The organism is Lysobacter sp. (assembly GCF_035655815.1).
In the GTDB taxonomy this organism is placed as follows: domain Bacteria; phylum Pseudomonadota; class Gammaproteobacteria; order Xanthomonadales; family Xanthomonadaceae; genus Lysobacter_J.
Map to the genome: position 1 here is coordinate 1 of NZ_DASRTS010000051.1, position 23,604 is coordinate 23,604.

At 68.0% G+C, this 23,604-nt stretch carries 20 protein-coding genes; 16 read left to right on the plus strand and 4 right to left on the minus strand.

What is annotated here, in order from left to right:
- From VFE83_RS13930 to rpmG, 12 genes are all read left to right on the plus strand, one after another.
- A partial coding sequence (locus tag VFE83_RS13930) for a 4'-phosphopantetheinyl transferase family protein (RefSeq protein ID WP_324907153.1) occupies nt 1-425 on the plus strand: 425 nt, incomplete at its 5' end.
- A gap of 45 nt (nt 426-470) precedes the next feature.
- Nucleotides 471-1,139, plus strand: a complete 669-nt coding sequence (rsmG, locus tag VFE83_RS13935; protein WP_324907155.1) for a 16S rRNA (guanine(527)-N(7))-methyltransferase RsmG — start codon at nt 471-473, stop codon at nt 1,137-1,139.
- 212 nt (nt 1,140-1,351) lie between these two features.
- A complete protein-coding gene (locus VFE83_RS13940; protein WP_324907157.1) occupies nt 1,352-2,170 on the plus strand; it encodes an AAA family ATPase in 819 nt (272 codons plus the stop codon).
- Nucleotides 2,167-3,075: a ParB/RepB/Spo0J family partition protein gene (locus tag VFE83_RS13945; protein ID WP_324907159.1), complete on the plus strand. Its 909-nt coding sequence runs from the start codon at nt 2,167-2,169 to the stop codon at nt 3,073-3,075. Before VFE83_RS13940 ends, VFE83_RS13945 begins: the two co-directional genes overlap by 4 nt.
- Before the next feature lie 16 nt (nt 3,076-3,091).
- Nucleotides 3,092-3,517, plus strand: a complete 426-nt coding sequence (locus VFE83_RS13950) for a hypothetical protein (protein ID WP_324907161.1) — start codon at nt 3,092-3,094, stop codon at nt 3,515-3,517.
- A 24-nt stretch (nt 3,518-3,541) separates the two neighbouring features.
- On the plus strand, nt 3,542-4,525 hold the full coding sequence (locus tag VFE83_RS13955) for an NAD-dependent epimerase/dehydratase family protein (RefSeq protein ID WP_324907163.1): 984 nt from the start codon (nt 3,542-3,544) through the stop codon (nt 4,523-4,525).
- 7 nt (nt 4,526-4,532) lie between these two features.
- Nucleotides 4,533-5,261, plus strand: a complete 729-nt coding sequence (locus tag VFE83_RS13960) for a glycosyltransferase family 2 protein (protein ID WP_324907165.1) — start codon at nt 4,533-4,535, stop codon at nt 5,259-5,261.
- A 163-nt stretch (nt 5,262-5,424) separates the two neighbouring features.
- A complete protein-coding gene (locus VFE83_RS13965) occupies nt 5,425-5,766 on the plus strand; it encodes a lipid-A-disaccharide synthase N-terminal domain-containing protein (RefSeq protein ID WP_324907167.1) in 342 nt (113 codons plus the stop codon).
- Nucleotides 5,767-6,237: 471 nt separating this feature from the next.
- Nucleotides 6,238-8,046, plus strand: coding sequence for a DUF885 domain-containing protein (locus tag VFE83_RS13970; protein ID WP_414674749.1), 1,809 nt, complete (start codon nt 6,238-6,240; stop codon nt 8,044-8,046).
- Nucleotides 8,047-8,163: 117 nt separating this feature from the next.
- The gene (locus VFE83_RS13975) at nt 8,164-8,442 is read left to right on the plus strand and encodes a DUF2845 domain-containing protein (RefSeq protein WP_324907170.1); all 279 of its coding nucleotides are present in this window, start codon (nt 8,164-8,166) and stop codon (nt 8,440-8,442) included.
- A gap of 279 nt (nt 8,443-8,721) precedes the next feature.
- On the plus strand, nt 8,722-8,958 hold the full coding sequence (rpmB, locus tag VFE83_RS13980) for a 50S ribosomal protein L28 (RefSeq protein ID WP_324907172.1): 237 nt from the start codon (nt 8,722-8,724) through the stop codon (nt 8,956-8,958).
- A gap of 13 nt (nt 8,959-8,971) precedes the next feature.
- Nucleotides 8,972-9,136, plus strand: a complete 165-nt coding sequence (rpmG, locus tag VFE83_RS13985) for a 50S ribosomal protein L33 (protein WP_115842766.1) — start codon at nt 8,972-8,974, stop codon at nt 9,134-9,136.
- Between the two features lie 192 nt (nt 9,137-9,328).
- Here the strand turns inward: rpmG and VFE83_RS13990 are convergent, their stop codons facing one another.
- Nucleotides 9,329-12,217: a TonB-dependent receptor plug domain-containing protein gene (locus VFE83_RS13990; RefSeq protein WP_324907176.1), complete on the minus strand. Its 2,889-nt coding sequence runs from the start codon at nt 12,215-12,217 to the stop codon at nt 9,329-9,331.
- A gap of 20 nt (nt 12,218-12,237) precedes the next feature.
- On the minus strand, nt 12,238-13,230 hold the full coding sequence (locus VFE83_RS13995) for an AraC family transcriptional regulator (RefSeq protein ID WP_324907178.1): 993 nt from the start codon (nt 13,228-13,230) through the stop codon (nt 12,238-12,240).
- Between the two features lie 128 nt (nt 13,231-13,358).
- On the opposite strand from VFE83_RS13995, the gene cls reads away from it, so the two are divergent.
- The 3 genes from cls (at nt 13,359) to VFE83_RS14010 (ending at nt 20,661) form a co-directional block, all read left to right on the plus strand.
- Complete coding sequence (gene cls, locus VFE83_RS14000) at nt 13,359-14,780, plus strand: cardiolipin synthase (protein WP_324907180.1); 1,422 nt, start codon at nt 13,359-13,361, stop codon at nt 14,778-14,780.
- 84 nt (nt 14,781-14,864) lie between these two features.
- A complete protein-coding gene (locus tag VFE83_RS14005) occupies nt 14,865-17,078 on the plus strand; it encodes a hypothetical protein (protein ID WP_324907182.1) in 2,214 nt (737 codons plus the stop codon).
- A 112-nt stretch (nt 17,079-17,190) separates the two neighbouring features.
- Complete coding sequence (locus tag VFE83_RS14010; RefSeq protein ID WP_324907184.1) at nt 17,191-20,661, plus strand: PAS domain-containing hybrid sensor histidine kinase/response regulator; 3,471 nt, start codon at nt 17,191-17,193, stop codon at nt 20,659-20,661.
- 6 nt (nt 20,662-20,667) lie between these two features.
- On the opposite strand, the gene VFE83_RS14015 is transcribed toward VFE83_RS14010, so the two are convergent.
- Both VFE83_RS14015 and VFE83_RS14020 read right to left on the minus strand, forming a co-directional pair.
- The gene (locus tag VFE83_RS14015) at nt 20,668-21,993 is read right to left on the minus strand and encodes a sorbosone dehydrogenase family protein (protein WP_324907186.1); all 1,326 of its coding nucleotides are present in this window, start codon (nt 21,991-21,993) and stop codon (nt 20,668-20,670) included.
- Between the two features lie 242 nt (nt 21,994-22,235).
- Nucleotides 22,236-22,904 (minus strand): response regulator transcription factor, encoded by a 669-nt coding sequence (locus tag VFE83_RS14020; RefSeq protein ID WP_324907188.1) that lies wholly within the window; start codon nt 22,902-22,904, stop codon nt 22,236-22,238.
- Between the two features lie 149 nt (nt 22,905-23,053).
- On the opposite strand from VFE83_RS14020, the gene VFE83_RS14025 reads away from it, so the two are divergent.
- Nucleotides 23,054-23,422 (plus strand): endonuclease domain-containing protein, encoded by a 369-nt coding sequence (locus VFE83_RS14025; protein ID WP_324907190.1) that lies wholly within the window; start codon nt 23,054-23,056, stop codon nt 23,420-23,422.
- The last annotated feature ends 182 nt before the right edge of the window (nt 23,423-23,604 follow it).

A 23,604-nucleotide genomic window follows, 5' to 3' on the forward strand; every position in this document is an offset into this window, starting at 1 on the left:
GCCTGGCAGGGGCCTTCGCGTCGTGGGACTGCAACTGGAGCCACAGCGGCGACGGCCTGCTGGTGGCGCTCGGACAGGGCGTGCGCCTGGGGATCGATCTGGAGCGGCTGCGCCCGCGCGCGCGCGCGCTGGAACTGGCGCGGCGCTTCTTCACCGCGCCGGAGCTGGCTTGGCTACATGCGGCGCCCTCCACCGCCGTGCGCGATCACGGCTTCCTGCGACTGTGGTGCGCCAAGGAAGCCGTGCTGAAGGCACATGGGCACGGCATCTCCTTTGGCCTGCACCGGTTGCGGTTCGCGGAGGACGCCGGTTCGCTGCGACTGGCGGAGTGCGATGCGGCGCTGGGCCTGCCGGAGGAATGGACGCTGCAGGAACTGGGCCCTGCGCCGGAATACCTCGGCGCGCTGGCCTGGCGTCCCGCATGACGCCGCCACCGTTCCGCCCGGCGCATCGGCGATACTTCGCGGCGCATGAACACCCCCGCCCCTCTCGATCCGGCCCTGCGCCAGACGCTGGCCGACGGCCTGCGTGCCCTGTCGCTGGATCCAACGCTGGCTGCGCCGCTGCTGGACTACCTGGCGCTGCTGCTGCGCTGGAACCGCACCTACAACCTCACCGCCGTGCGCGATCCGCACGAGATGGTGACCAAGCACCTGCTCGATTCGCTTGCGATGCATCCGTTCGTGGACGAGCTGGCGGCCCGCGGCGGCCGGCTGGCCGACCTCGGCACCGGCGCCGGGCTGCCCGGCATTCCGTTGGCGATCGTCAAGCCGGGACTGCAGGTCACGCTGGTGGAGAGCAACGGCAAGAAAGCGCGCTTCATGCGTGAGGCGATCCGCCAGCTCGACCTGAAGGACGCGCGCGTGGCCGAATCCCGCATCGAGGCCCTCGACGAGCCCGGCACGTTCGACGCGATCACCGCGCGCGCGCTCGCCACCCTGCCGCTGATCCTCGAACTGGGCGGGCACCTGCTCAAGCCCGAAGGCCAGCTGCTGGCCATGAAGGGCGTGTACCCGGCGGACGAGATCGCCGCGCTGCCGGCCGGCTGGCAGGTGCGGGCCTCGCATCCGCTGCGGGTCCCCGGTCTGGAAGCAGAACGGCACCTGATCGCCGTGGGACGCGTGCCCGCGGCCGGCTGAAGCCGGTTGGCCCGCTAAGCGATTGATTCGCAGACCGGGCGGCCGTCTGCCCGTTTCCATCGGCTGCCGTCCGTCGCCCTGGCCCGCGCCCCGCGCCTTGTTCATCCTCGGCGTTGCGCGCGCGGACCCACCCCGGTCGCCCCCATCCGGCATAATCACCGGTCCGGCCCCACGCCGGCCTCTTTCCGCCATTCCAGACCAGGACGAGCCGCATGGCCCGCATCATCGCCGTCGCCAACCAGAAAGGCGGGGTCGGCAAGACCACCACCGCCGTCAACCTGGCCGCCGCGCTCGCGCGCACGCCCAAGCGCGTGCTGCTGGTCGACCTGGACCCGCAGGGCAACGCGACCATGGGCAGCGGCATCGACAAGCGCGAGATCGACGAATCGATCTGCGACGTGCTGCTGGGCGAGGTCGAGATGCGCTCGATCATCAAGCGCACCGCCGAGGACTTCGACCTGGTGCCGGCCAACATCGAGCTGACTGCTGCCGAGATCAGCCTGATGGGCGAGTCCGGCCGCGAGCAGCGGCTCAAGACCGCGCTGGCGGGACTGCGCGCGGACTACGACTACATCCTGATCGACTGCCCGCCGGCGCTGTCGCTGCTGACGCTCAACGCGCTCACCGCCGCCGACTCGATCATCGTGCCGATGCAGTGCGAGTACTACGCACTGGAAGGCATCAGCGCGCTCATCGACACCATCGACGCGCTCAAGGCCAACCTCAACCCGGCGCTGGAGATCGAGGGCGTGCTACGCACGATGTTCGACGTGCGCAACAACCTCGCCAACGCGGTGTCGGCCGAGCTGACCAAGCATTTCGGCGACCGCGTGTTCCGCACCATCGTGCCGCGCAACGTGCGCCTGGCCGAGGCGCCGAGCCATGGCCAGAGCATCGTCGGTTACGACCGCGCCAGCCGTGGCGGCATCGCCTACATGGGACTGGCGGGCGAAGTGCTGCGCCGCCAGCGCGAGCGCGACCAGGCCGCCAAGACCGCGCGCACCGGCGAAGTCAAGGAGACGACTGCATGAGCGTAGCCAAGAAGCGCGGCCTGGGCCGCGGACTGGAAGCCCTGCTGGGCCCGAAGGCGGCGGCCGAAGCGCCGGTACTGGAGGCGGTCGAAGGCGACGTGCTGCGTCATCTGCCGGTCGACGCGCTGACGCCGGGCAAGTACCAGCCGCGCAAGCACTGGGACCAGGACAAGCTGGCCGAGCTGGCCGAGTCGATCAAGGCGCAGGGCGTGATCCAGCCCATCGTCGTGCGCGACCTGGGCGGCAAGCGCTACGAGATCATTGCCGGCGAACGCCGCTGGCGCGCCTCGCAGCTGGCCGGGCTGAGCGAGATCCCGGTGGTGATCCGCGAGGTCGACGACCGCACCGTGGTCGCGATGGCGCTGATCGAGAACATCCAGCGTGAGGACCTCAATCCGCTGGAAGAAGCCAACGCCCTGCAGCGGCTGATCGACGAGTTCGACCTGACCCACGCGCAGGCCGCGGAGGCCGTCGGCCGTTCGCGCGCCGCGGTGTCCAATCTGCTGCGCCTGCTGGAACTGCCGGCGGAAATCCGCGTGCTGTTGGAGACTCACGCGCTGGAGATGGGCCACGCACGCGCCCTGCTGGCGCTGACGCCGCAGGCCGCGATCGCCCTGGCCCGCCAGGCTGCCGAGAACGGCTGGTCGGTGCGCGAGGTGGAGCACCGCGTGCAGCAGCTGTCGGCGGGGCAGATCCCGACCGGCTCATCGGCCAGGCCGAAGGCCGCCAAGGCCAAGCCGCAGGCCGACATCGTCGCGCTGGAGCGCGAGCTGTCCGAGTCGCTCAACACCAAGGTCAACGTGCTGCACGGCCGTGGCGGCAAGGGCCGGCTGGTGATCCACTACAGCGACCTCGATTCGCTCGAAGGCGTGCTGGAAAAGCTGCGCGGCACCGTCACCGAATAAGCCAGGGCGCGCCGGCATGAACCCGTACCGCTACAGCGTTTCGCTGCGGGCGATGCACCCGCGCGACGACCTCAGGCCGCTCTTCGACCAACTGGGACTGGTGCCCAGGCGGGCGTACCGGGCCGGCGAGCGCAAGCCGTTCGACCCGGGTCCGCGCCAGAGCCCCGTGTACACGCAGAGCTACGCCTACACGAATCTGACACCCGAATCCCGAAACTGGTCTGATGAGGATCTGGAAACCTTCCTGCGCGGCGTGCAGCAGCGGCTGGCGCAGCACCGCGACGCATTGCACACGTTCTTCGTCCGCGGCGGCCGCTGCGGGCTGTTCGTCGGCCTGTCCGGCGAGCACCAGTTCGGCTTCGAGCTGGACCCCTCGCTCGGCGCCGGCCTGGCTGACCTGAAACTGACACTGGGTTTCGATATCCATCCAGGCCCGGACTGATTCCCCCACCCACATAGACAAACGATGGCTGAAACCTCCCCCGGCACCATCCTCGTCACCGGCGCCGCCGGCTTCATCGGCGCCTATACCTGTCGCGCATTGAAGGCGCGGGGTGCGGCCGTCGTCGGCCTGGACAACTACAACGACTACTACGACCCGCAGATCAAGCGCGATCGCGTGGCCGCGCTGTGTCCGGACGTGGACATTCGCACGCTGGACCTGACCGACCGCGACGGGCTGGCCGCGCTGTTCAACGAGATCGCGCCCACGCACGTGATCCACCTGGCCGCGCAGGCCGGCGTGCGCTATTCGCTGACCAATCCGCACGCCTACGTCGACAGCAACCTGGTCGGTTTCGTCAACATGCTGGAACTGTGCCGGCACCGCGGCGTGCAGCACCTGGCGTACGCGAGCTCGTCGTCGGTGTACGGCGATTCGGCCACGCCACCGTTCTCCGAAGACCAGCGCATCGACCAGCCGCGTTCGCTGTACGCGGCGACCAAGGCCGCCAACGAACTGATGGCGCACACCTATGCGCACCTTTACGGCCTTCGCGCGACGGGGCTGCGCTTCTTCACCGTGTACGGACCGTGGGGGCGACCGGACATGGCGCCGCTGCTGTTCTCGCGCGCGGTGCTGGCCGGGCGGCCGATCGACGTGTTCAACCACGGCAGGATGCGTCGCGACTTCACCTTCGTCGACGACATCGTCGCCGGCGTGCTCGGCGCGCTCGACCATCCGCCGCAGGGCGAAGTGCCGCACCGGGTATTCAACCTGGGCAACCACACGCCGGTCGAACTGGAGCGCTTCATCGAGGTGATCGAGGATGCCGCGGGCGTGAAGGCGCAGAAGGTGTACAAGCCGATGCAGCCGGGTGACATGATCGAGACCATGGCCGACACCGCGCGTGCGCACGAGGCGTTCGGCTTCGACCCGTCCACCTCCATCGAAACCGGCCTGCCGCAGGTCGTGGCCTGGTGCCGCGAGTACTTCGGCGACAAGGCATGATCCGGCAATGACCGCCAGCCCCTCACTGTCCGTCGTCGTGCCGGTGTTCAACGAACGCGACAACGTCGCGCCGCTGGTGCACGAGATCACCGCCGCACTGCGCGGACGGATCGACTTCGAGATCGTGTACGTCGACGACCACTCGCGCGACGACACGCTGCAGGTACTGCAGGCGCTCAAGGCGGACGTGCCCGAGCTGCGCGTGGTGCGCCACCTCGTCCAGAGCGGGCAGAGCACCGCGATCCGCACCGGCGTGAAGGCTGCGCGCGGTGCCTGGATCGCGACGCTGGACGGCGACGGCCAGAACGACCCCGCCGACATCCCCAAACTGCTCGACGAGCGCGCGAAGGCCGCACCCGACATCCGCCTGTTCGCCGGCTGGCGCGTGAACCGCCGGGACAGCGGCAGCAAGCGCTGGGCCTCGCGTTATGCCAACGCGATCCGCGCGAACATGCTGCGCGACGCCACGCCGGACACCGGTTGCGGCATCAAGCTGTTCGAACGCGCCGCCTTCCTGGACCTGCCCTACTTCGACCACATGCACCGCTACCTGCCGGCGCTGATGCAGCGCGCGGGATGGAAGACGGTCAGCGTGCCGGTGAACCATCGTGCGCGCTCGTCCGGCGTGTCGAAGTACAACAACCTGCAGCGCGCGCTGGTCGGCATCCGCGACCTGATGGGCGTGGCATGGCTGATCAAGCGCAGCAAGGTCACCCAGGTGCAAGAGATCGAATAGCCGCCAAGACGGCACCAGTTCGTCATTCCCGCGAAAGCGGGAATCCGTGATTTTTGTGTGTGCGGTCATCGGCTTTTAAGCAAAGGCACTGGATTCCCGCCTTCGCGGGAATGACGGAACCAAGCGTCTTTATCGGGCGCGACATAGACCACCGGACACCGCCATGGACTTCGACTTCATGAACCATCCGATCGTCTGGCTCGAATGGACCGGACTGCACATGTCGCCGTGGAAGATCATCGGCCTGACCGGCGCGCTGATGTTCGGCGGCCGCTGGCTGGTGCAGTTCGTCGCCTCGCGCAAGCACGGCAAGCCCGTGATCCCGCGCCTGTTCTGGTACATGAGCCTGGTTGGCAGCGTGATGACGCTGAGCTACTTCCTGTTCTCGCAGAAGCAGGACTCGGTGGGCGTGCTGCAGAACCTGTTCCCCGCCTTCACCGCGGCGTACAGCCTCTACCTGGACATCCGCCACCGCGGGTGGAAACGCGATCGGGCGACGCACTGAGGCCAGCGTATCGCTTCGGCCCGGCGATGTGCCGTGCCGTCGCGCGTCTCAGTGCGTTTCGCGGGTGCGGTTCGAGTGCATGTCGCGTTTGGCTGTGGCCCAGCCGTCTTTTCGCCGTCATTCCCGCGGAGGCGAGAATCCATCCGACGTGGCGCTGGTGCGCGGTGACGCACCAGAGCCGGAGCAATTCCAGTGCATGCCTGTCTGGCTCAGGCCGAGCCGTTTTTTGCCGTCATTCCCGCGAAGGCGGGAATCCACCCATCCGACGCGATCCGGCCGCAGCAGGGGCGACGCACCAGAACCCGATTTCAGGTTTCATCGAACAAACGCGGCCCGTGACTGGCGGAGACACGCCGCCTCCGCCCGGACAAGCCGCTTTGCCCCATTCGTCCGCAAGCCTGCCTCCACGAGGCCGCAAACCCGCCGAAGTGTCGCGACCGCATGACCTCCGTCGCATAGCCCGTCCGGCGCATGCCGCACGCGCCTGCGGGATGCGATGATCGGCCGGTTCGCTCGTCCCGGGGATTTTTCGTGAAACGACTGCTTCTTGCCGCCGCACTGTCGGCCCAACTCGCCCTCGCCTCCTCCGCCGCGTTCGCCGGTCCCGTCGACGACCGCTTCCAGGCGATCTACGACAAGGAGTGGCAGTGGCGCCAGGCCGAAACGGGCGCCGCCGACGAGGACAACGACGGCTCCAGCGACCGCCACACCCTTCCGTCGGTCGATGCCGCGAGCCAGCAGGCGCGACTGAAGGTGTGGGAAAACGTGCTGCGCGACCTCGACGGCATCGATCCGGCGCAACTGAGCGAGCAGAACAAGGTGAACTTCGCCGTGTATCGCGCGCAGGTGGAGAACCTCGCCGCCGAAGTACGCCTGCGCGGCTACGAGATGCCGTTCAACTCGGACTCCTCGTTCTGGTCGAACCTGGGCTTCATGACGCGCCGGCCGCTGAAGACGGCCGAGGACTACCGCGCCTACATCGATCGCCTGCGCGACGTGCCGCGCTATTTCGACCAGAACATCGAGAACATGCGCGCCGGGCTGGCGCGCGGTTTCAGCGTGCCGCGCGCGGTGCTCGACGGTCGCGATGTGTCGATCGCAGCCGTGGCCGACCTGAAGGATCCGCAGCAGGCGAACTTCTTCGAGCCGTTCAAGCGCATGCCGGCGAGCATCCCCGCCGACGAGCAGGCGCGTCTGCGCGAAGCCGGCATCGCCGCGATCCGTGAGCGCGTGATCCCGTCCTACGCCAAGCTGCTGACGTTCTTCCGCAGCGAGTACGTGCCCAAGGCGCGCACCACGCTGGGCGCCGAGCAGATGCCGGACGGCCGGGCCTATTACCGCCAGCAGATCCGCGAATACACGACGCTCGACCTGGATCCCGAGCAGATCCACCAGATCGGCCTGCAGGAAGTGGCGCGCATCCAGGCCGAGATGGACCAGATCATCCGCAAGGTCGGCTTCAAGGGAAGCTTCGCGGACTTCCTCAACTTCCTGCGCACCGACAAGCAGTTCTACGCGAGCACGCCGCAGCAGCTGCTCGATCGCGCCGCGTGGATCTCCAAGCGCGTCGACGGCGAGATCGGCAAGTACATCGGCACGCTGCCGCGCGGCCGCTTCACCATCATCCCGGTGCCGCCGGACATCGCGCCGTTCTGGACCAGCGGCCGCGGCGGCGCCGGCACGTACTGGGTGAACACCTACAACCTGCCCGCACGCCCGCTGTACAACCTGCCGGCACTGACCCTGCACGAATCCGCACCTGGCCACGCGCTGCAGGGTTCGCTGGCGAAGGAACAGGGCGAACTGCCGGCCTTCCGTCGCGAGACGTACATCTCCGCTTACGGCGAGGGCTGGGGCCTGTACAGCGAGAAATTGGGCGTGGAGATGGGCATCTACGAGACGCCGTACGAGGACTTCGGCCGCCTGACCTACGAGATGTGGCGCGCCTGCCGCCTGGTCATCGACACCGGCGTGCACCACAAGGGCTGGACGCGCGACCAGGCGCTGGCCTACCTGCGCGACCGCACCGCGCTGAGCGAGCACGAGGTCACCACCGAGGTCGACCGCTACATCTCCTGGCCCGGCCAGGCGCTGAGCTACAAGCTGGGCGAGATCACGATCGTCCGGCTGCGCGCGGAGGCCGAGAAGGCGCTCGGCGCGAAGTTCGACGTCAAGGCGTTCCACGACGCCGTGCTGAGCGAAGGCTCGGTGCCGCTGCCCGTGCTGGAGCAGCAGGTGCGCGCCTTCATCGCGAAGTCGGCGGCGGCCAAGGCCAGCTGACGGGGGCCGGCACCGCCGGCGCGGCTCCATGGCCCCGCCGGCGGTCGGACGCGGTCAACGCCGCCGCGCCCGTCGCGTTTGTTTCGGTGGTACACATCCGTTCTCAGGAGGAAGAGCATGCGCAAGATCACCACCGCCGCCATCCTGCTGGCCAGCCTGGCCCTCGCACCGGCCGCCCAGGCCGCCGACTCGTACGCGTTCGGCAACCGCGTGCTCACCGTTGGTGACAGCGTCGGACGCCTCGTCGAACTCGCCGGCACTCCGGTCCACAAGGACGTCGTCGAGAACGAGTACGGCGCCAGGGAGTCCGAGACCTGGGAGTACCGCCGCGACGAGAAGACGCTGCTGGTCACGGTGAAGGACGGCAAGGTCCAGCAGATCCGCGAGATCTACTGAGCGCCGCGCCGGGCGGGGCCTGGATTGGCGGGCTCCCGCCAAGCCCCCGCTTGTGGATAAGTGCTTGCCGCGCCAACGATTCCCGGGCATAATGCGCGGCTCGCTGCGTCCGGTTCGCCCTCAGGGGCGTCGACCGGGCGGGCCCGGAAGCACGATTCCGTCCCGCCACCGGCAGCCAGGTTCAACCACCCGCATCGTGTGCCGCCTCCGGAAGTCCGGGCGCGGAGGGGCCGCCGCCTCCCTGGCCAAGGGAGACACCATTTACCTTTCGAGGTGCGTATGGCCCGTATCTGCCAAGTAACAGGCAAGCGAACGACGACCGGCAACAACGTCTCGCACGCCATGAACAAGACCCGCCGCCGTTTCCTTCCCAACCTCCACGAGCGCCGCTTCTGGGTCGCTTCCGAGAACCGTTGGGTGAAGCTGCGTGTTTCCAGCGCTGCCCTGCGCACCATCGACAAGAACGGTATCGATGCCGTCCTCGCCGAGCTGCGTGCCCGCGGCGAGAAGATCTGAGGAGAACTGAACCATGGCTTCCAAGCGCGACAAGATCCGCCTGATCTCCTCGGCCGGCACCGGTCACTTCTACACCACCGACAAGAACAAGAAGAACACGCCGAACAAGATGGAGGTCAAGAAGTACGACCCTGTCGTTCGCAAGCACGTGATCTACAAGGAAGGCAAGATCAAGTGACGCAGTGACGCGTTCGCATCGCGAACGCCTTTGTCATTGCGTCATTCCCGCGAAGGCGGGAATCCAGCGACTTGCCTCCTGATGTTGTTCGAAGAACCCGCCGCAAGGCGGGTTTCTTTTTGGCGTCCTCAAACGCACAGAAAACTACGGCCCCTTGCGGGGCCGTAGCGTCTTGGGCACGACCTGCAGCCGTCAGAAGCGCTGTTGGTACTTCAGGTAGTAGAAGCGACCGATATCGAAACCACCGTAGTACGGGAAGTCACTGTTCGGCTTGGAGTACATCAGCGCGGCTTTGTGATCGAACACGTTGTTGGCACCTAGCGCCACGGTGGCATTCCACGGAGCGTTCCAGTGCACCTGTACGTCGTGGAACGTGTTTGCACCCACCCTGCGCAGCGGATAGGCCTTGCCAGCCGCGTTGGTGTCGGGCGAGGAGTAGTAAGGATCGGTGCAATCCGGGCTCTTCTGGCCATTCACGCACGCCTCGCTCATTCCCGAGTAATAGCGTGCCGACCACGTCGCGCCAAAGTCCTGGTACTCCCAGTTGGTCGTCAGATTGGACCGGAGCCGGAAGTTCGAGCCGCGACTGGTGTAGTTTGCCGCCTTGGTGGCAGGGTTGTCGTCGGCCCAGAGCTTGAGATAGCTCACGTAGCTGTTCTGCCAATCGAACGTGAAACTGCCCACCGCGGTTTCTGGAAGCCGGTACTTCACGCCGAAGTCGTAGCCTTCCGTCTCGATGCGCCCCTTGTTGGTCAGGCCGTAGTTGACCATCGTGATCACACCATTGGCATCGCGCTTGATGTTGGCGCATCGCGAGGAGATGCCCAAGCGATAGCAGTCGTGCACGATGTCGTCCACGCTGTCGGCGGAGATGACGTCCTCGATCTTGATCTTGTACCAGTCGAGCGTGAAATCGAGCCCTTCCACCCAGTGCGGGCTCCAGACCAGTCCGGCCGTGCGCGTGTCGGCCGTCTCAGGCTTGAGATCGGGATTCGAGCCGGACAGGAATTGGTACGGGCTCTGACACGGATACGCGGTGCACGGGATACTGCCCTGTCCCATCTGCACGTAGTCGGCGGGCACGCCTGCCGCAGTACACGCCTCATTCCCGGCCACGTTGCCGGACGATGCCGAACCGCAGGGGTCGGTGTACGACTCGAAGCTGCCGTTCGTGCCGCCATACAGGTCGTCGATCGTCGGCGCCCGGAAACCCTGCGACCACGTGCCACGCACCAGCAGTTCTTCCAGCGGACGCCAGGTGAAGCCGAACTTGCTGTTGGTGGTGTCGCCGAAGTTGCTGTAGTCGGAATAGCGCGTGGCCAGGTTGATCGACAGCTCCTTGGCGAACGTCACGTCGGCAAGCAGCGGCACGTTCAACTCGAGGTACGCCTCATCGAGGCTGTACGAGCCCATCGTCGTCGTCGACGGCAATCCGGTGCTGATGTTGGATTGGCGGAACGCGTCCGGCACGAAGCGGCCGTCTTCGCGGCGATGCTCTACGCCGACCGCCATGCCCAGGTCGCCTGCGCGCAGGCTGGCGAGCGAGCCGCTCAAGTTGGCGGTGTAGCTGGTGGTCCGGGTCTGGCCCACGTCGGTGTAGTAGGGATAGAGGAAATCCTGCAACCGCGCGTCGGAGAGCGATCCGGAACCAGCGACGCCGTAAGGCAACAGCGGGTTCCATGGCATGCACTCGCCGTTGCCGATGTTCGAGCCCAGTACGATCGGGTCGGCCGCGGTACCGCACTGGGCGACGCCCTGCGCGTTGATGAACGATGGGCCAAGCGCCTGCTCGGTGGCGATCAGGCTGGCGTCGCCGCGGCCGAACTTGGTGAGGTTGTTGCGATTCATCATCGCACCGGCATCCCAGTCCCAAGCCTTTCCGGCGAGTTCGAAATCACCGCTGAAGCCGCCCGAGAACCGATACGTCTCCAGGTCACTGCGCGTGGTGCGTGGCATTTCCCACATGCGCCGGCGGAACTCCACGTCGCGTCCAACGGGATTGAAGGCGCTCTCGCCCGACAGCGGCGTGTCGAACGAATCGGACTGATACGGGTAGCCGGCAATCTGCTGGTCGGTGGAGCGGTGGTTGTAGAGCAGGTCGGCATTGAACACGACATGATCGGTCACGTCGTAGCTTGCGCTGCCGAACACCGAGCGCCGCTCGATGCCGGTCTGGAGCATCATCTGCTCATTGGAATTGGCGTACTCGGACGACGTCAGCGCGTGATAGTCGGCGGGGTTGGTCGGATCGCCGCCATGGTCGAGGGTTTGCCACAGGGCGGACGCCTTGCTGCAGTCGTAGACCGCAGGATCACACCACGAGCCGTTCTGGCTGATGGGGCTCCAGCCCGCGCGGGGATAGTTGGCGCCCTTGCTCCCGTATGCGCTGAACCAGCGATCGCGAGCCCAGACCGGCTCCTGCTTGTTGTATTCCACCGAAAGCGTCACGCCGCCGCGCTCGCCGGTAGAGCCGAGCGTAAAGGAGTATTGCTGCGTTTCGCCGTCCCCCTGCCCGTACTGTCCGACGTACGCGCTGGCCTCGGCACCGTCGAAACGCTTGCGGGTGATGACGTTGACTACGCCCGCGATGGCATCCGATCCGTAGATGGCGGATGCACCGTCCTTGAGCACCTCGATGCGATCGACGACCGACGTGGGAATCTGGCTCAGGTCCTGGTAACCCGCGGTGGTGGCGCCCAGGCGCTTGCCGTTGACCAGCACCAGGGTGCGCTGGGCGCCCAGATTGCGCAGATCGACGTAGTAGCCGCCCACGTTCTCGCCAGACGCAAGCGCTTCCGCGCGCGAGATGGCCGGCGAGCCGGTCGAGGTGAGGTTCTGCAGAATGTCGGCGACCGTGGTGAAGCCCTGCTGCTGGATCTGCTGGCGGCCGATCGTGACGATCGGCTGCTGGGTTTCAAGCGTCGCGCTGCGAATGCGCGAGCCGGTCACCTCGATGCGGTCCAGCGTGGTGGCGTCCTTGTCGGATTCCTGGGCGGCGGCGAAGGCCGGGGCCAGGGCGATCGCGATGCCCGCGGGCAGCAGGCCGAGGCGCGCGGTGGCGCGCCAGGTGCGATGGGTCATGGGTTCTCTCCAGTTAACTGTTATGAGCGCGTTAAACGCTTCGAAACGTTATGCGTGGAGTTGCGCGATGCGGTTTTCGCGGGGAACCCAAGCAGTTCGCCGTTACCTACGAGATGACGTGCGCGCGAGGTTCCGCATGTTTGCGAATCGAGCGCCAGCGGACGGCTCGCCGCACGGTACTGGGTGGCGGTCATGCCGAAGTGCGCACGGAAGCTGCGGGCGAAACTGCAGTTGTTCTCGAATCCGCTGGCCGAGCCGACTTCCGCCACGCCCATCGACGTGGATGCCAGCAGGCCGGCGGCGCGCTGCAGGCGCAGCTTCGAACAGGTGGTCTGGGGGCTTTCGCCGTACACCTGATGGAACACACGCGAGAAATACCAGCTGGAAAACTGTGCGCGCTGGGCGAGTTCGCTGATCCGCACCACGCGGTCGCAGTGCCCCTCCAGGTACAGGCGCGCACGTTGCATCCGCTCGAAGACCTGGCGTTTGCGCGTCAGCGTCGCGCCCGGGCAGCGAAGCATCTGCTGGCGTTGCTTGGCCTGCATCTGCTCCAGCGCAAGAAGCAGCGAGCGCATCGGTGCCGTCAACGACGCATCGGTCGTCGGAGCCGGCACCTGGCGACGAACGCGGTACCAGAGCCGCGCCACCCGGAGCGCATCCTCCGCCGCCACGCGGCCCCGGCCTACGTGCAGGCCGAACTCGCCGAAGTGCGCCATCGTCCGTAGCGTCGTCACGGGGATGTTGACGCCCACGCAGATGCCGCGCGCATCGGCCTGGACCACGGGCCGTGCGTCGCGCGAGAACGCGATCCAGTCTCCCTCGCGAAGATGGAAGCGGCCTTCCTTCGCGTCCACCCAGCTGCTGCCGCGGGCCTGCAGCCACAGCGACAGTTCCGGCGCCTGCATTTCCACGCCACCGAGGCGAGATGCGCCAATGCATCGCAGCCATTGCGAAGAGTCCGTCGGACCCAGACGCAGTTGTTGTCCCTTATCTGCCCAGTTTGCTCGACTCATGAGATCTGCTGACTTCCTGTGAGGCGCGCAGGCTCGTGGAAGCGGCGCATACGGACCATCAGACGAGTCCCAAACGGCGCTATTGCCTGGACCATGCGAGGCAGCGGCGCGCGTGTTCCAATGCGGCCATGCCGCACGACCTCCATCCCGGGTACTGGCTGTTCCTGCTGGACTGGCTGATCCGGCTGGCCGCGCTGGCGTGGATTCCGGTGAAGAGCCCGCCCGCCGCGGCGCGCAGCTGGTTGCTGCTGGTGGGCTTCGTGCCGTTGTTCGGGCTGCCGCTGTACTTGGTGTTGGGGCATCCGTGGCTGGCCCGCGTGCGTCGCCAGCGACAAGCCCAGGCATCCCAGCTGATTCGTGAACGCCAGGCGGGGCTGGGCGCGTTGCGCTGGCAACCTGGCGAAGGAGACGGCGCGGCGGCGGACATCGCCAGGCTCGCCGAGCGCCTGGGCGATTTCATGCCGATGCATGGCAACGCGGTGCAGCTGTTGGATGACTACGACGCGTCGCTGGCCGCGCTGCTGGCCGACATCGGCGCGGCGCGCGAGGAAGTGCACCTGCTGTACTACCTGATGTTCGACGACCGGGTCGGGCGGTCGGTGGCCGAGGCGCTGCAACGCGCTGCCAACCGCGGCGTGCGCTGCCGGCTGCTGCTGGACGCCGTCGGCGCCAAGCCGGGCCTGCGAGCGTTCGCACGGCCGCTGCGCGCCGCCGGCGTGGAGGTGCGCGCGATGCTTTCCGGCGGACTGCGGTGGCGCAGCCTCTCGCGCATGGACCTGCGCAACCACCGCAAGCTGGCGTCGATCGACCGGCGCATCGGTTATGTCGGTTCGCAGAACCTGGCCGATGCGGACTTCGTGCCGAAGCATCCGAATCGCGAACTGGTCACACGCGTGGAAGGTCCGGCGGTGCGGCAGATCGCGGCGTTGTTCGCCAGCGACTGGTTCATCGAGACGGGCGAGCGGCTGGTGCTGGACGCCTTCGTCGAAACGGCAGCGGGGAACACGCCGGCGCAGCTGCTGCCTGGCGGCCCGGCGTATCCGTTCGAGAACGCGCGCAACGTGGTGGCCGCGCTGATCCAGCGCGCGCGTCGCCGCGTCGTGCTGACCACGCCGTACTTCGTGCCGGACGACGTGACGCTGGGTGCGCTGCGCGTGGCGGCGCTCTCGGGCGTCGATGTGCAGCTGATCCTCTCGCAGAGCAACAACCAGCGCCTCACGCGCTGGGCGCAGCGTTCCTACTACGATGAACTTCTGCAGGCGGGCGTGCGCATCGCCCTGTACCGGCCGCATTTCCTCCACGCCAAGCACCTGAGCGTGGACGAGGGCATCGCGCTGATCGGATCGATCAACCTGGACATCCGTTCCTTCGCGCTCAACGCCGAGGCAGGCATGCTGTGCTACGACCGCGACGTGGTCGCGCGGCTGCGGGCCATCGAGGACCATTACCTGGCCGATGCCGAAGTGCTGGCACTGCCAGGCTGGCGCGCGCGTCCGCGCTGGCATCGCAGCCTGGAAGGCATTGCCCGGCTGGCCGATTCGCTGATGTAGCTGCCGGCCGATAAGGCAAATTCCGCACTGCGGTGCACGAATCCGCTGGGTAAGGTGTGGCCCCCTCCTGGAGCCACACCTCGCATGAAGCCGTCCACGTTCCGTCTTGCCGCCTTGGCCTGTCTACTGTGTGTAGCGATTGCTCCGGCCTCGGCGACGGGGCGGATCGACTGGATCCTTGGCCCTCCCGGAGGAGAGGGCAATCTCGACGGCACCGGTACCGCGGTGCGCTTCACCCGGAAGCTGGTGCTGGCGGCCGATCCGTATCGCGGTGGCCTGCTCGTCGCCGAGCCTTATGCCTACACCATCCGCCGCGTCTCCGCCGATGGACGCGTGACGACGCTGGCGGGCCGCAGCGGCGAACGTGGACACCGTGACGGGCCCGCCACGCAGGCGCTGTTCCATGATCCGCGGGGACTTGCCGCCGACAGCACCGGCAACGTCTTTGTGGCCGACGGCCACCACAACGTGATCCGCAGGATCGCCCCGAACGGCGAGGTCACCACGCTGGCGGGAGCGCCGGGCGAACAAGGTTTCGCCGACGGAAGGGGCGGCACCGCGCGCTTCAACTCGCCCCGTGCGCTGGCCATGGATGCACGCGGGCGGCTGTGGGTGGCCGATACCTACAACCAGGCGATCCGCACCGTTACGTCCGACGGTCGCGTCGAAACACTGCGTCTGCGCCTGAAGGACGGCGTGGAGTTGGCTGCATCGGACGAGTCCTATGCAATGTCGGCGCCGCCGGCGATGCCGGTGGGTGCACCGTCGTCCGATGCCGACGACGCTGCCCTCGCGGCTGTGCAGGCCGATGCCGCGCTTGCGGCCGGCGGCGACGCGCCATCGGCCGAAGACAGCGACGAGCGCGACGTCACCTCGTTGATCGGCGCGCCACGCGCGATTGCCGCTGCCGCCGACGCAGCGATGTACCTGGCCACCGACACGGCGCTGTGGCGCGTGGTGGACGGCAGCGCCGAGCCGATGCTGACACTGCCGGCCCGCACCGCCGAAGGCGATGAAGTGGAGGCGCTGGCCGGCATCTCGCCGACGGGCGATGGCACCGTGTACCTGACCGTGGAGAACGGCGGCGTAGTCCTGGCCCTGCATCGCGACGGCCGACTGGTCCGCGTGCACGCGCGCGACGACGAGAGCAACGACGATGCGCGCAGCATCGTTGTCGGACCCGATGGCCTGATCTATCTCGCCGACTTCGACCGCATCCTCGGCCTGGACCGGAGCGGTCGGATCCCCGAACTCATCGGCCATGGCACCGACGAGACGGCAGCCGAGAAAGAGAGCCGCGCAGGTGGCGGCTTCGAATCGGTGGCGCAGGCACCGGACGGTTCCATCTACATTGCCCGTCGCCTGGACAACACGGTGATTCGCCTCGATCGTGACGGCAACCTGCTCGCGAAGATCGGCGAACCGGGTGTCGAGGGGATCGACGACGGCCCGCTGCAACGCGCGCGCCTGACCTATCCGGCCGATCTCGCATTCGACGCTGCGGGACGGCTGTACATCGCCGACGGCGACAGCGGCCGCATCCGCCGCCTCGACGCACAGGGACGCACGCTGGAGACCTTCGCCGGCCAGGAGTCCGACCGTGCACGTCGCGACGGTCCGCTCGCGACCGCGACGTTCTGGAAGCCGCAACGGCTGGCGTTCGACCGCACCGGCAACATGTATGTCCTCGACACCAGTCCGTACGTCGCCGGCACCCGGGAGGCTGTGGTGCGCCGCATCGGCTACGATGGGCAGGTGAGTACGGTCGCCACTCACGAGGAAGCGATCCGCGCGGCCATCCGGCTCGCGGAACAGAATCCGGAGCAGAGCATCCTGCCGGACGGCTTCATCGACGTCGCCGTCGGTCCAGCGGACGAGTTGCTGGTGCTGGACGGGTCCGGTGTGGTGTGGGAACTGCGCGACGACGGCCTGCACGCGCGCGTGCTGCCGGTCCCGCAGCCGTTGGAGGCATACCGCGCTTACCTCGACGGCCTGGAGCGAACGGACAACGGCAACCTGCTCATCCGCTGCGCCTTCCTCTTCTGCGGACCCGGGCGGCTCGACGCGGGCCCCGACGGCACGCTGTACATCAGCGACGATTCGAACCACACCATCATGCGCATCGGCAGCGACGGCCGGCCCAGCGTCCTCGGCGGTACGCTCGGCCTGCGCGGGAACGGACCCGCCGGTCCGCTGCCCTCGACCCTGGACCTGCCCAACGGCATGGCCGTCGTCGGGGCGGGCCGATTGCTGTTCGTCACCGAGCACGGCGGTGTCGGCGTGATCCAGGAGAAGTGAGCCTCCCCGCGTCGGGCTGAACGGGGCCGCGGCAGCACCATCCGGCGCGTGCCCGGGTACTGCGGCGCTGCCGCGACATACACTCGCTCCTCAAGCGGAGGAGAAGGCGCGAGTGATCCCGGGCTGGATATTGCTGCTGGTGTCGGCGGCGTACGTCGGCGTGCTGTTCGTGGTGGCCTATTACGGCGACCTGCGCGAGACCACGCCGCGTGCGCGCTGGCTGCGGCCGGCCGTCTATTCGCTGGCGCTGGCGGTGTACTGCTCGTCGTGGACGTTCTACGGCGCGGTCGGCACCGCGGCGCGCACCGGCCTGGGCTTCCTGCCCATCTACCTGGGACCGCTGCTGATGCTGGCCTTCGGCTGGCGCATCCTCGAGCGGCTGGTGCTGATCTCCGGCGAGCACCGCATCGTCTCCATCGCCGACTTCCTGTCGTCGCGTTACGGGCGCGCGCCGGGGCTGGCCGCGCTGGTGGCCGCCGTCGCGCTGACCGCCGCGGTGCCGTACGTGGCGCTGCAGTTCAAGGCTGTGGCGATGAGCGTGGAGGTGCTAGCCGACGTGCCCAGCGACGCGGGGCTGCTGTCCGACCCCGCCTTCTACGTGGCGCTGATGCTGGCCGCGTTCGCGATCCTGTTCGGCACGCGGCAGATCGACGCGACCGAACACCATCGCGGCATGGTGCTGGCGATCGCGCTGGAATCGCTGGTCAAGCTGCTCGCCTTCGTCGCCATCGGCGTGTTCGCGCTGGCGCATCTGCCGGGCAGCGGCAATCTGGTCGAACGCATGGTGCAGGCCGCGCCGGTGGTCACGGCGCCGGGCCTGCCGACCGGTTTCGTCGCGCAGACGCTGCTGGCCTTCACCGCCATCGTGTGCCTGCCGCGCCAGTTCCACGTCGCCGTCGTCGAATGCCAGGACCCGGCCGACCTGCGCTCGGCGCGGTGGCTGTTCGGCGGCTATCTGGTGCTGATCTCGCTACTGGTGGTGCCGATCACGCTAGCTGGCCAGAGCCTGCTGGCCGGTAGCGGTGCCTCGCCGGATACCTACGTGCTGGCGTTGCCGCTGGCGCTGCAGCAGGAAACGCTGGCACTGATCGTCTACATCGGCGGCTTTTCCGCCGCGACCGGCATGGTGATCGTGGCCAGCGTGGCGCTGGCGACGATGGTCAGCAACGACCTGATCATGCCGCTGCTGCTGCGCGGCGGCGCACTGCACGAGCGAGCGCCCGGCGAGAGCATGGGCATCGACAAGCAGGTGCTGTGGGTGCGCCGCATCACCATCGTGGTGCTGGCGATGATGGCCTATGGCTATCACCGCGGCTCGGCGTTCTACGCCGCCGGCGAGGACACGCTGGCGCAGCACGGCCTGCTGGCGTTCGCCGCGGTCGCGCAGTTCGCACCGGCACTGATCGGCGGTTTGTACTGGCGTGGCGCGAGCCGCTCCGGCGCGTTCGCGGGCCTGTTTGCCGGCACCGCGCTGTGGCTGTACACGCTGCTGCTGCCAGCGCTTTCGCGCGGCGGGTGGTTCGCCACCGGATGGATCGAACACGGCCCGCTCGGCGTGGACTGGCTGCGGCCGGAGCAGCTGTTCGGCCTGCACGGCTGGGATCCGCTGACGCACGGCGCATTCTGGTCGCTGCTGTTCAACGTCGGCGTGTTCCTGTTCGTGTCCGTGCGCCAGCGTCCACGATTGCAGGAGCAGCTTCTCGCTGCGCCGTTCCTGGACCCGTACGTACAGCGCCCGGCACTGGGTCCGGGCGGCTGGGCGGGCAACGTGCGCGGCGGCGAACTGCTGGCGCTGGCCGAGCGCATCGTCGGTGAGCGCCACGCGCGCCGCGCGTTCGAGGAATACGCACAACAGCAGGGCCGCACGTGGCAACCGGAGCAGCCGGCCGATCGCGCGCTGGCGCAGTTCACCGAACGCCTGCTCGCCTCGGCCATCGGCGCGGCGTCGGCGCGCCTCACGCTGACCACCGCGTTGCGCGGTTCGGGCATGGAACTGGGCGAAGTCGTCGCACTGCTCGACGAGGCCAACCAGGAGCTGCGCTTCAACCGGCAGATCCTGTCCACCACGCTGGAAAACATCAGCCAGGGCGTCAGCGTGGTCGACGCCGAAATGCGCCTGGTCGCATGGAACCGCCGCTACCAGGAACTATTCGAATATCCCGACGGCATGCTCTACGTCGGTCGCCCGGTGAGCGACCTGATCCGCTGGAACGCCGAGCGCGGCGAAATGGGTCCGGGCGACATCGAGGAGCAGGTCCGCCGCCGGCTCGCGCACCTTCGCGCCGGCGTGCCGCACGTGTTCGAACGTGTGCGCGCCAATGGCCAGGTGATCGAGATGCGCGGTCGTCCGCTGCCCGGCGGCTACGTCACCACCTACAGCGACGTCACCGACTACAAGCGCGCCGAGCAGGGGCTGCGCGAAGTCAACGAGACACTGGAGCAGCGCGTGGAACTGCGCACGCGCGAGGCCGAAGCCGCGCAGCAGTCCAAGACCCGGTTCCTCGCCGCCATCAGCCACGACGTGCTGCAGCCGCTCAACGCCGCGCGCCTGTTCGCCAGCGCGTTGCGCGAGACGCCCGACACCGTCGAGCAGGCGCGCCTGGCCGAACGCGTGGACGCATCGTTGCGCGCGGCCGAGGATCTGCTCGATGGCCTGCTCGACATCTCGCGCCTCGACGCGGGCGCGTTGCGCATCGAGATCACCGATTTCGACGTCAACGAACTGCTGCGCGAGCTAGTCGCGCAGTACGCGCCGGTTGCCGCCGGCCGTGGCCTGCAGTTGCGCGTACGTGCACCCGACCGGCCACGCCCGGTGCGCAGTGATCGCCGCCTGCTGCGTCGCGCGTTGCAGAACTTCCTGGCCAATGCGCTGCGCTACACGCGTGAAGGCGGCGTGCTGATCGCCGCGCGCCTGCGCGAAGGCGCTGTGGAACTGCAGGTGTGGGATACCGGTCCGGGCATCTCGCAGCATCACCTGGCGCAGATCTTCGACGAGTTCCGTCGTTTCGACACGCCCAGCGGGGGCGGCGAACGTGGCCTGGGCCTGGGCCTGTCGATCTGCCAGCGCATCGCGCGCACGCTGGAGCATCCGCTGCGCGTGCGTTCGCGCGTTGGCATCGGCAGCGTGTTCTCGATCACCGTGCCGTTCGGGCGCGCGATGCATGCGGCGCCGTTGCCGGAGCCGCACCTGATGGTCGGCGGCGATTCGCTGGCCGGCCTGCGCGTGCTGTGCGTGGACAACGACCGCGAGATCCTTGACGGCATGCGCAGCCTGCTGCAGCGCTGGGGCGTGACCGCGCTGACCGCGGCGAATGCGGACGAGGCGCTTGCGCTGTTGTCGCAGCAGCCGGACGTCGCACTGGTGGACTACCACCTGCACGATCGCCTGGACGGCCTGGGCGTAATCGATGAATTGCGCGCGCAGTGCGGGCGTCCGTTGCCAGCCGCGTTGCTGACCGGTGACGGCAGCGATGCGCTCAAGCTGGCGGCCCGCGAGCACGGATGCCGCGTGCTCACCAAGCCGGTTCGGCCCGCGTCGCTGCGCGCCTTCCTCGCCGCCCAGCGTCAGGCCGTGCAGGCGTGAGCCCGCTCAGCGCGGAGTGGCCGCGCTGACGCGCCAGACCGCGTTGCCGACGTCGTCGGCAACCAGCAACGCGCCGTCGCGGGCGATGGCCACGCCCGCCGGACGTCCACGCGCGTGCTGCTCCTCGTCGACGAAGCCGGTCAGCACGTCGACCATGCCGCCCTGCGGCCGGCCATCGCGGAACGGCACGAACACCACCTTGTAGCCACTCAGCGGCGTGCGGTTCCACGAGCCGTGCAGGCCGACGAATGCGCCTTCCGCGAACGCCGCGCCGCGCTTTCCGCCGCGGGCAAATGCAAGCCCGAGCGGCGCGACATGCGAGCCCAGTGCGTAGTCCGGCACGCGTGCGCGGGCGACCATCTCCGGCTGCTGCGGCTTCACGCGCGTGTCGACATGGCGGCCCCAGTAGCTGTACGGCCAGCCGTAGAACGCGCCTTCCTCGACCCGCGTGAGGAAGTCGGGCACCAGGTCGTTGCCGAGCTCGTCGCGCTCGTTCACCACCACCCACAGCGCGCCGGTGCGCGGCTCCCACGCCATGCCGACCGGATTGCGCAGGCCGCTGGCGAACACGCGGCGCGTGGCGGCCGCCGGGTCGATCTCCAGGATGGCCGCGCGGTCCTGCTCCGCCGCCATCCCGTTCTCGGCGATGTTGCTGTTGGAGCCCACGCCGACGAACAGGCGGCTGCCGTCCGCATTGGCGACGAGAGTCTTGGTCCAGTGGTGGTTGAGCTCCTCGCCGCTGCCCGGCAGGTCCATCACCTTCTGCGCGGGGCCGCTGGCCTGGGTCTGTCCGGCCGCGTAGGGCACGCGCACCAGCGCGTCCGCGTTGGCGATGTACAGCGTGTCGCCGACCAGCGCCATGCCGATGGGCGAGGTCAGCCCGCTGGCGAACACGCTGCGCATCTCGGCGACGCCGTCGCCATCGGCATCGCGCAGCAGGGTGATGCGGTTGGCGCTGGGAACCGCGGACCCGGCGCGCTTCATCACGCTGGCCATGATCTCGCCCTTGATGCCGCGGATGCCCGACTTGCCCGGCGGCGCGCTGCTTTCGGCCACCAGCACGTCGCCATTGGGCAGCACGTAAAGCCATCGCGGGTGCTGCAGGCCAGTGGCGAACGCGGTCACCGCCAGTCCCGACGCGGGCGTCGGCTTTTCGCCCGCGGCCCAGCCCTTCGCCGGCGCGATGTCCACCACGGGCACCGCGGACGGCGCCGGTTGCGCGATCACCGGCTGCGGTCCGGTGTCCTCGCCGCCGCGCAGCTGCGCATGGCCCCCGCAACCGGCCACGACCGCCAGCGTCATTGCGCCGATCCATCGCCCGAGGTGTCCCATCCCTGCCTCGCCTGTTCGCGCCGTGGGCGCCCGCGCGCAGCAGTACGCCTGCGCGCGTGTGCCGTGCGTGATTGCGTTCAGGCCGTGTGAATCCGCTGGACGATTGGATCGACGCTGCTGCGCATGCGCGGCGTCCTTCTACGATGGGATAACCGTTGTCGGCGGTGTCGCGTGAGTCGCGGACCACGAATGAACGATTCGCCGTGGAAGCTGGCGCGAACCGCAGTTGCCTGCGTATGCCGCTACTCCGCCTCTTCCGGGGGCGGAACGATCGCACCCGGGTCGAGCGCCAGGCGGCCGGCGATCAGCACGGCCTGCGTGCGGTTGCTGGCACCCAGCTTGCGCAGGATCGCGGTGACGTGCGCCTTCACCGTCGCTTCCGACACGCCCAGTTCGTAGCCGATCTGCTTGTTCAGCAGGCCGGCGCCCAGCATCTGCAGCACGCGGAACTGTTGCGGGGTGAGATCGCGCAGGCGCTGCGCGGCGTCGTGTTCGTCGGCGTGCGCAGCGGGGGCGGACAGCGCGACCGACGGCGCCCAGCGGTCCCCGTCGAGTACGCGCGTGATCGCCTCGGCCAGGGTCGCGGCGTCGGCGGACTTGGGGATGAAGCCCATCGCGCCGTGGTCGAGCGCCCGCCGCATTACCGTCGGTTCCTCGCGCGCGGACACCACCACGATGGGCAGCTGCGGATGCAGTGCGCGCAGGTGCACCAGCGCGCTGAAACCCTGCGCGCCGGGCATGTTGAGGTCGAGCAGCAGCAGGTCGGCGTCGGGCTCGGCTTCCACCAGCGAATACAGCGCCTCGACGCTGTCGGCCTCGCGCAGTTGCGCGTCGGGCAGCACGCGCGCGACTGCGCCGCGCAAGGCTTCGCGGAAAAGCGGATGGTCGTCGGCGATCAGGAGGGTCGGCATGGCACCTCCATGATGCTTGAAGGGCAATCCCCCCTGCCCCCCTTTTTCAAAGGGGGGAAAGGCCGGCTGATCAGGACTATCGATTTCCTATTCGTGCGCGGGTGGTTTACTGGTTTTCGAGCTTGTGGGTTGAACAGTTCACTCTCCCGATGCTGCCCTACGACCGCCGTCTCAAGCCCGCTTCCAGACGACTGCGCAACAGGATGACCGATGCGGAGCAGCGCTTGTGGTTTCGTGTGCGGCGGAAGCAGATCGAGGGTGTGCAGTTCTATCGCCAGAAGCCGCTGCTCGGGTATGTGGTCGACTTTTATGCGCCGGCTGCGCGGCTCGTCGTGGAGCTGGATGGTGGGCAGCATTTCGAGGATGGTGCACGCATTGCCGATGCGCGGCGTGATGGCGCGTTGCGCGGACTGGGGCTGCAGGTCTTGCGGTTCGATGATCGGCAAGTGCTGCTGGAGACGGATGCTGTGATCGAGGCGATATGGCGTGAAGTGATGTTTCGAACCCGCAACGAGTAAAAGCGAATCCCCCCTACCCCCCTTTTGCAAAGGGGGGAGACAGCGGGGGCACGCTAGGCAGGGTTTCTGGTTGTCCAGCCACGGCGTCGGAGCGCGACACAGCATCATTCGGCAGGGCGTTGCTTCCCCCCTTTGAAAAAGGGGGGTAAGGGGGGATTCGCTTCTGCTTCCGCGATTCACTT

Coding starts and splice junctions, on each gene's coding strand:
- rsmG (WP_324907155.1), top strand. CDS start 471: ATGAACACCCCCGCCCCTCTCGATCCGGCCCTGCGCCAGACGCTGGCC.
- VFE83_RS13940 (WP_324907157.1), top strand. CDS start 1,352: ATGGCCCGCATCATCGCCGTCGCCAACCAGAAAGGCGGGGTCGGCAAG.
- VFE83_RS13945 (WP_324907159.1), top strand. CDS start 2,167: ATGAGCGTAGCCAAGAAGCGCGGCCTGGGCCGCGGACTGGAAGCCCTG.
- VFE83_RS13950 (WP_324907161.1), top strand. CDS start 3,092: ATGAACCCGTACCGCTACAGCGTTTCGCTGCGGGCGATGCACCCGCGC.
- VFE83_RS13955 (WP_324907163.1), top strand. CDS start 3,542: ATGGCTGAAACCTCCCCCGGCACCATCCTCGTCACCGGCGCCGCCGGC.
- VFE83_RS13960 (WP_324907165.1), top strand. CDS start 4,533: ATGACCGCCAGCCCCTCACTGTCCGTCGTCGTGCCGGTGTTCAACGAA.
- VFE83_RS13965 (WP_324907167.1), top strand. CDS start 5,425: ATGGACTTCGACTTCATGAACCATCCGATCGTCTGGCTCGAATGGACC.
- VFE83_RS13970 (WP_414674749.1), top strand. CDS start 6,238: ATGCCGCACGCGCCTGCGGGATGCGATGATCGGCCGGTTCGCTCGTCC.
- VFE83_RS13975 (WP_324907170.1), top strand. CDS start 8,164: ATGCGCAAGATCACCACCGCCGCCATCCTGCTGGCCAGCCTGGCCCTC.
- rpmB (WP_324907172.1), top strand. CDS start 8,722: ATGGCCCGTATCTGCCAAGTAACAGGCAAGCGAACGACGACCGGCAAC.
- rpmG (WP_115842766.1), top strand. CDS start 8,972: ATGGCTTCCAAGCGCGACAAGATCCGCCTGATCTCCTCGGCCGGCACC.
- VFE83_RS13990 (WP_324907176.1), bottom strand. CDS start 12,217: ATGACCCATCGCACCTGGCGCGCCACCGCGCGCCTCGGCCTGCTGCCC.
- VFE83_RS13995 (WP_324907178.1), bottom strand. CDS start 13,230: ATGAGTCGAGCAAACTGGGCAGATAAGGGACAACAACTGCGTCTGGGT.
- cls (WP_324907180.1), top strand. CDS start 13,359: ATGCCGCACGACCTCCATCCCGGGTACTGGCTGTTCCTGCTGGACTGG.
- VFE83_RS14005 (WP_324907182.1), top strand. CDS start 14,865: ATGAAGCCGTCCACGTTCCGTCTTGCCGCCTTGGCCTGTCTACTGTGT.
- VFE83_RS14015 (WP_324907186.1), bottom strand. CDS start 21,993: ATGGGACACCTCGGGCGATGGATCGGCGCAATGACGCTGGCGGTCGTG.
- VFE83_RS14020 (WP_324907188.1), bottom strand. CDS start 22,904: ATGCCGACCCTCCTGATCGCCGACGACCATCCGCTTTTCCGCGAAGCC.
- VFE83_RS14025 (WP_324907190.1), top strand. CDS start 23,054: ATGCTGCCCTACGACCGCCGTCTCAAGCCCGCTTCCAGACGACTGCGC.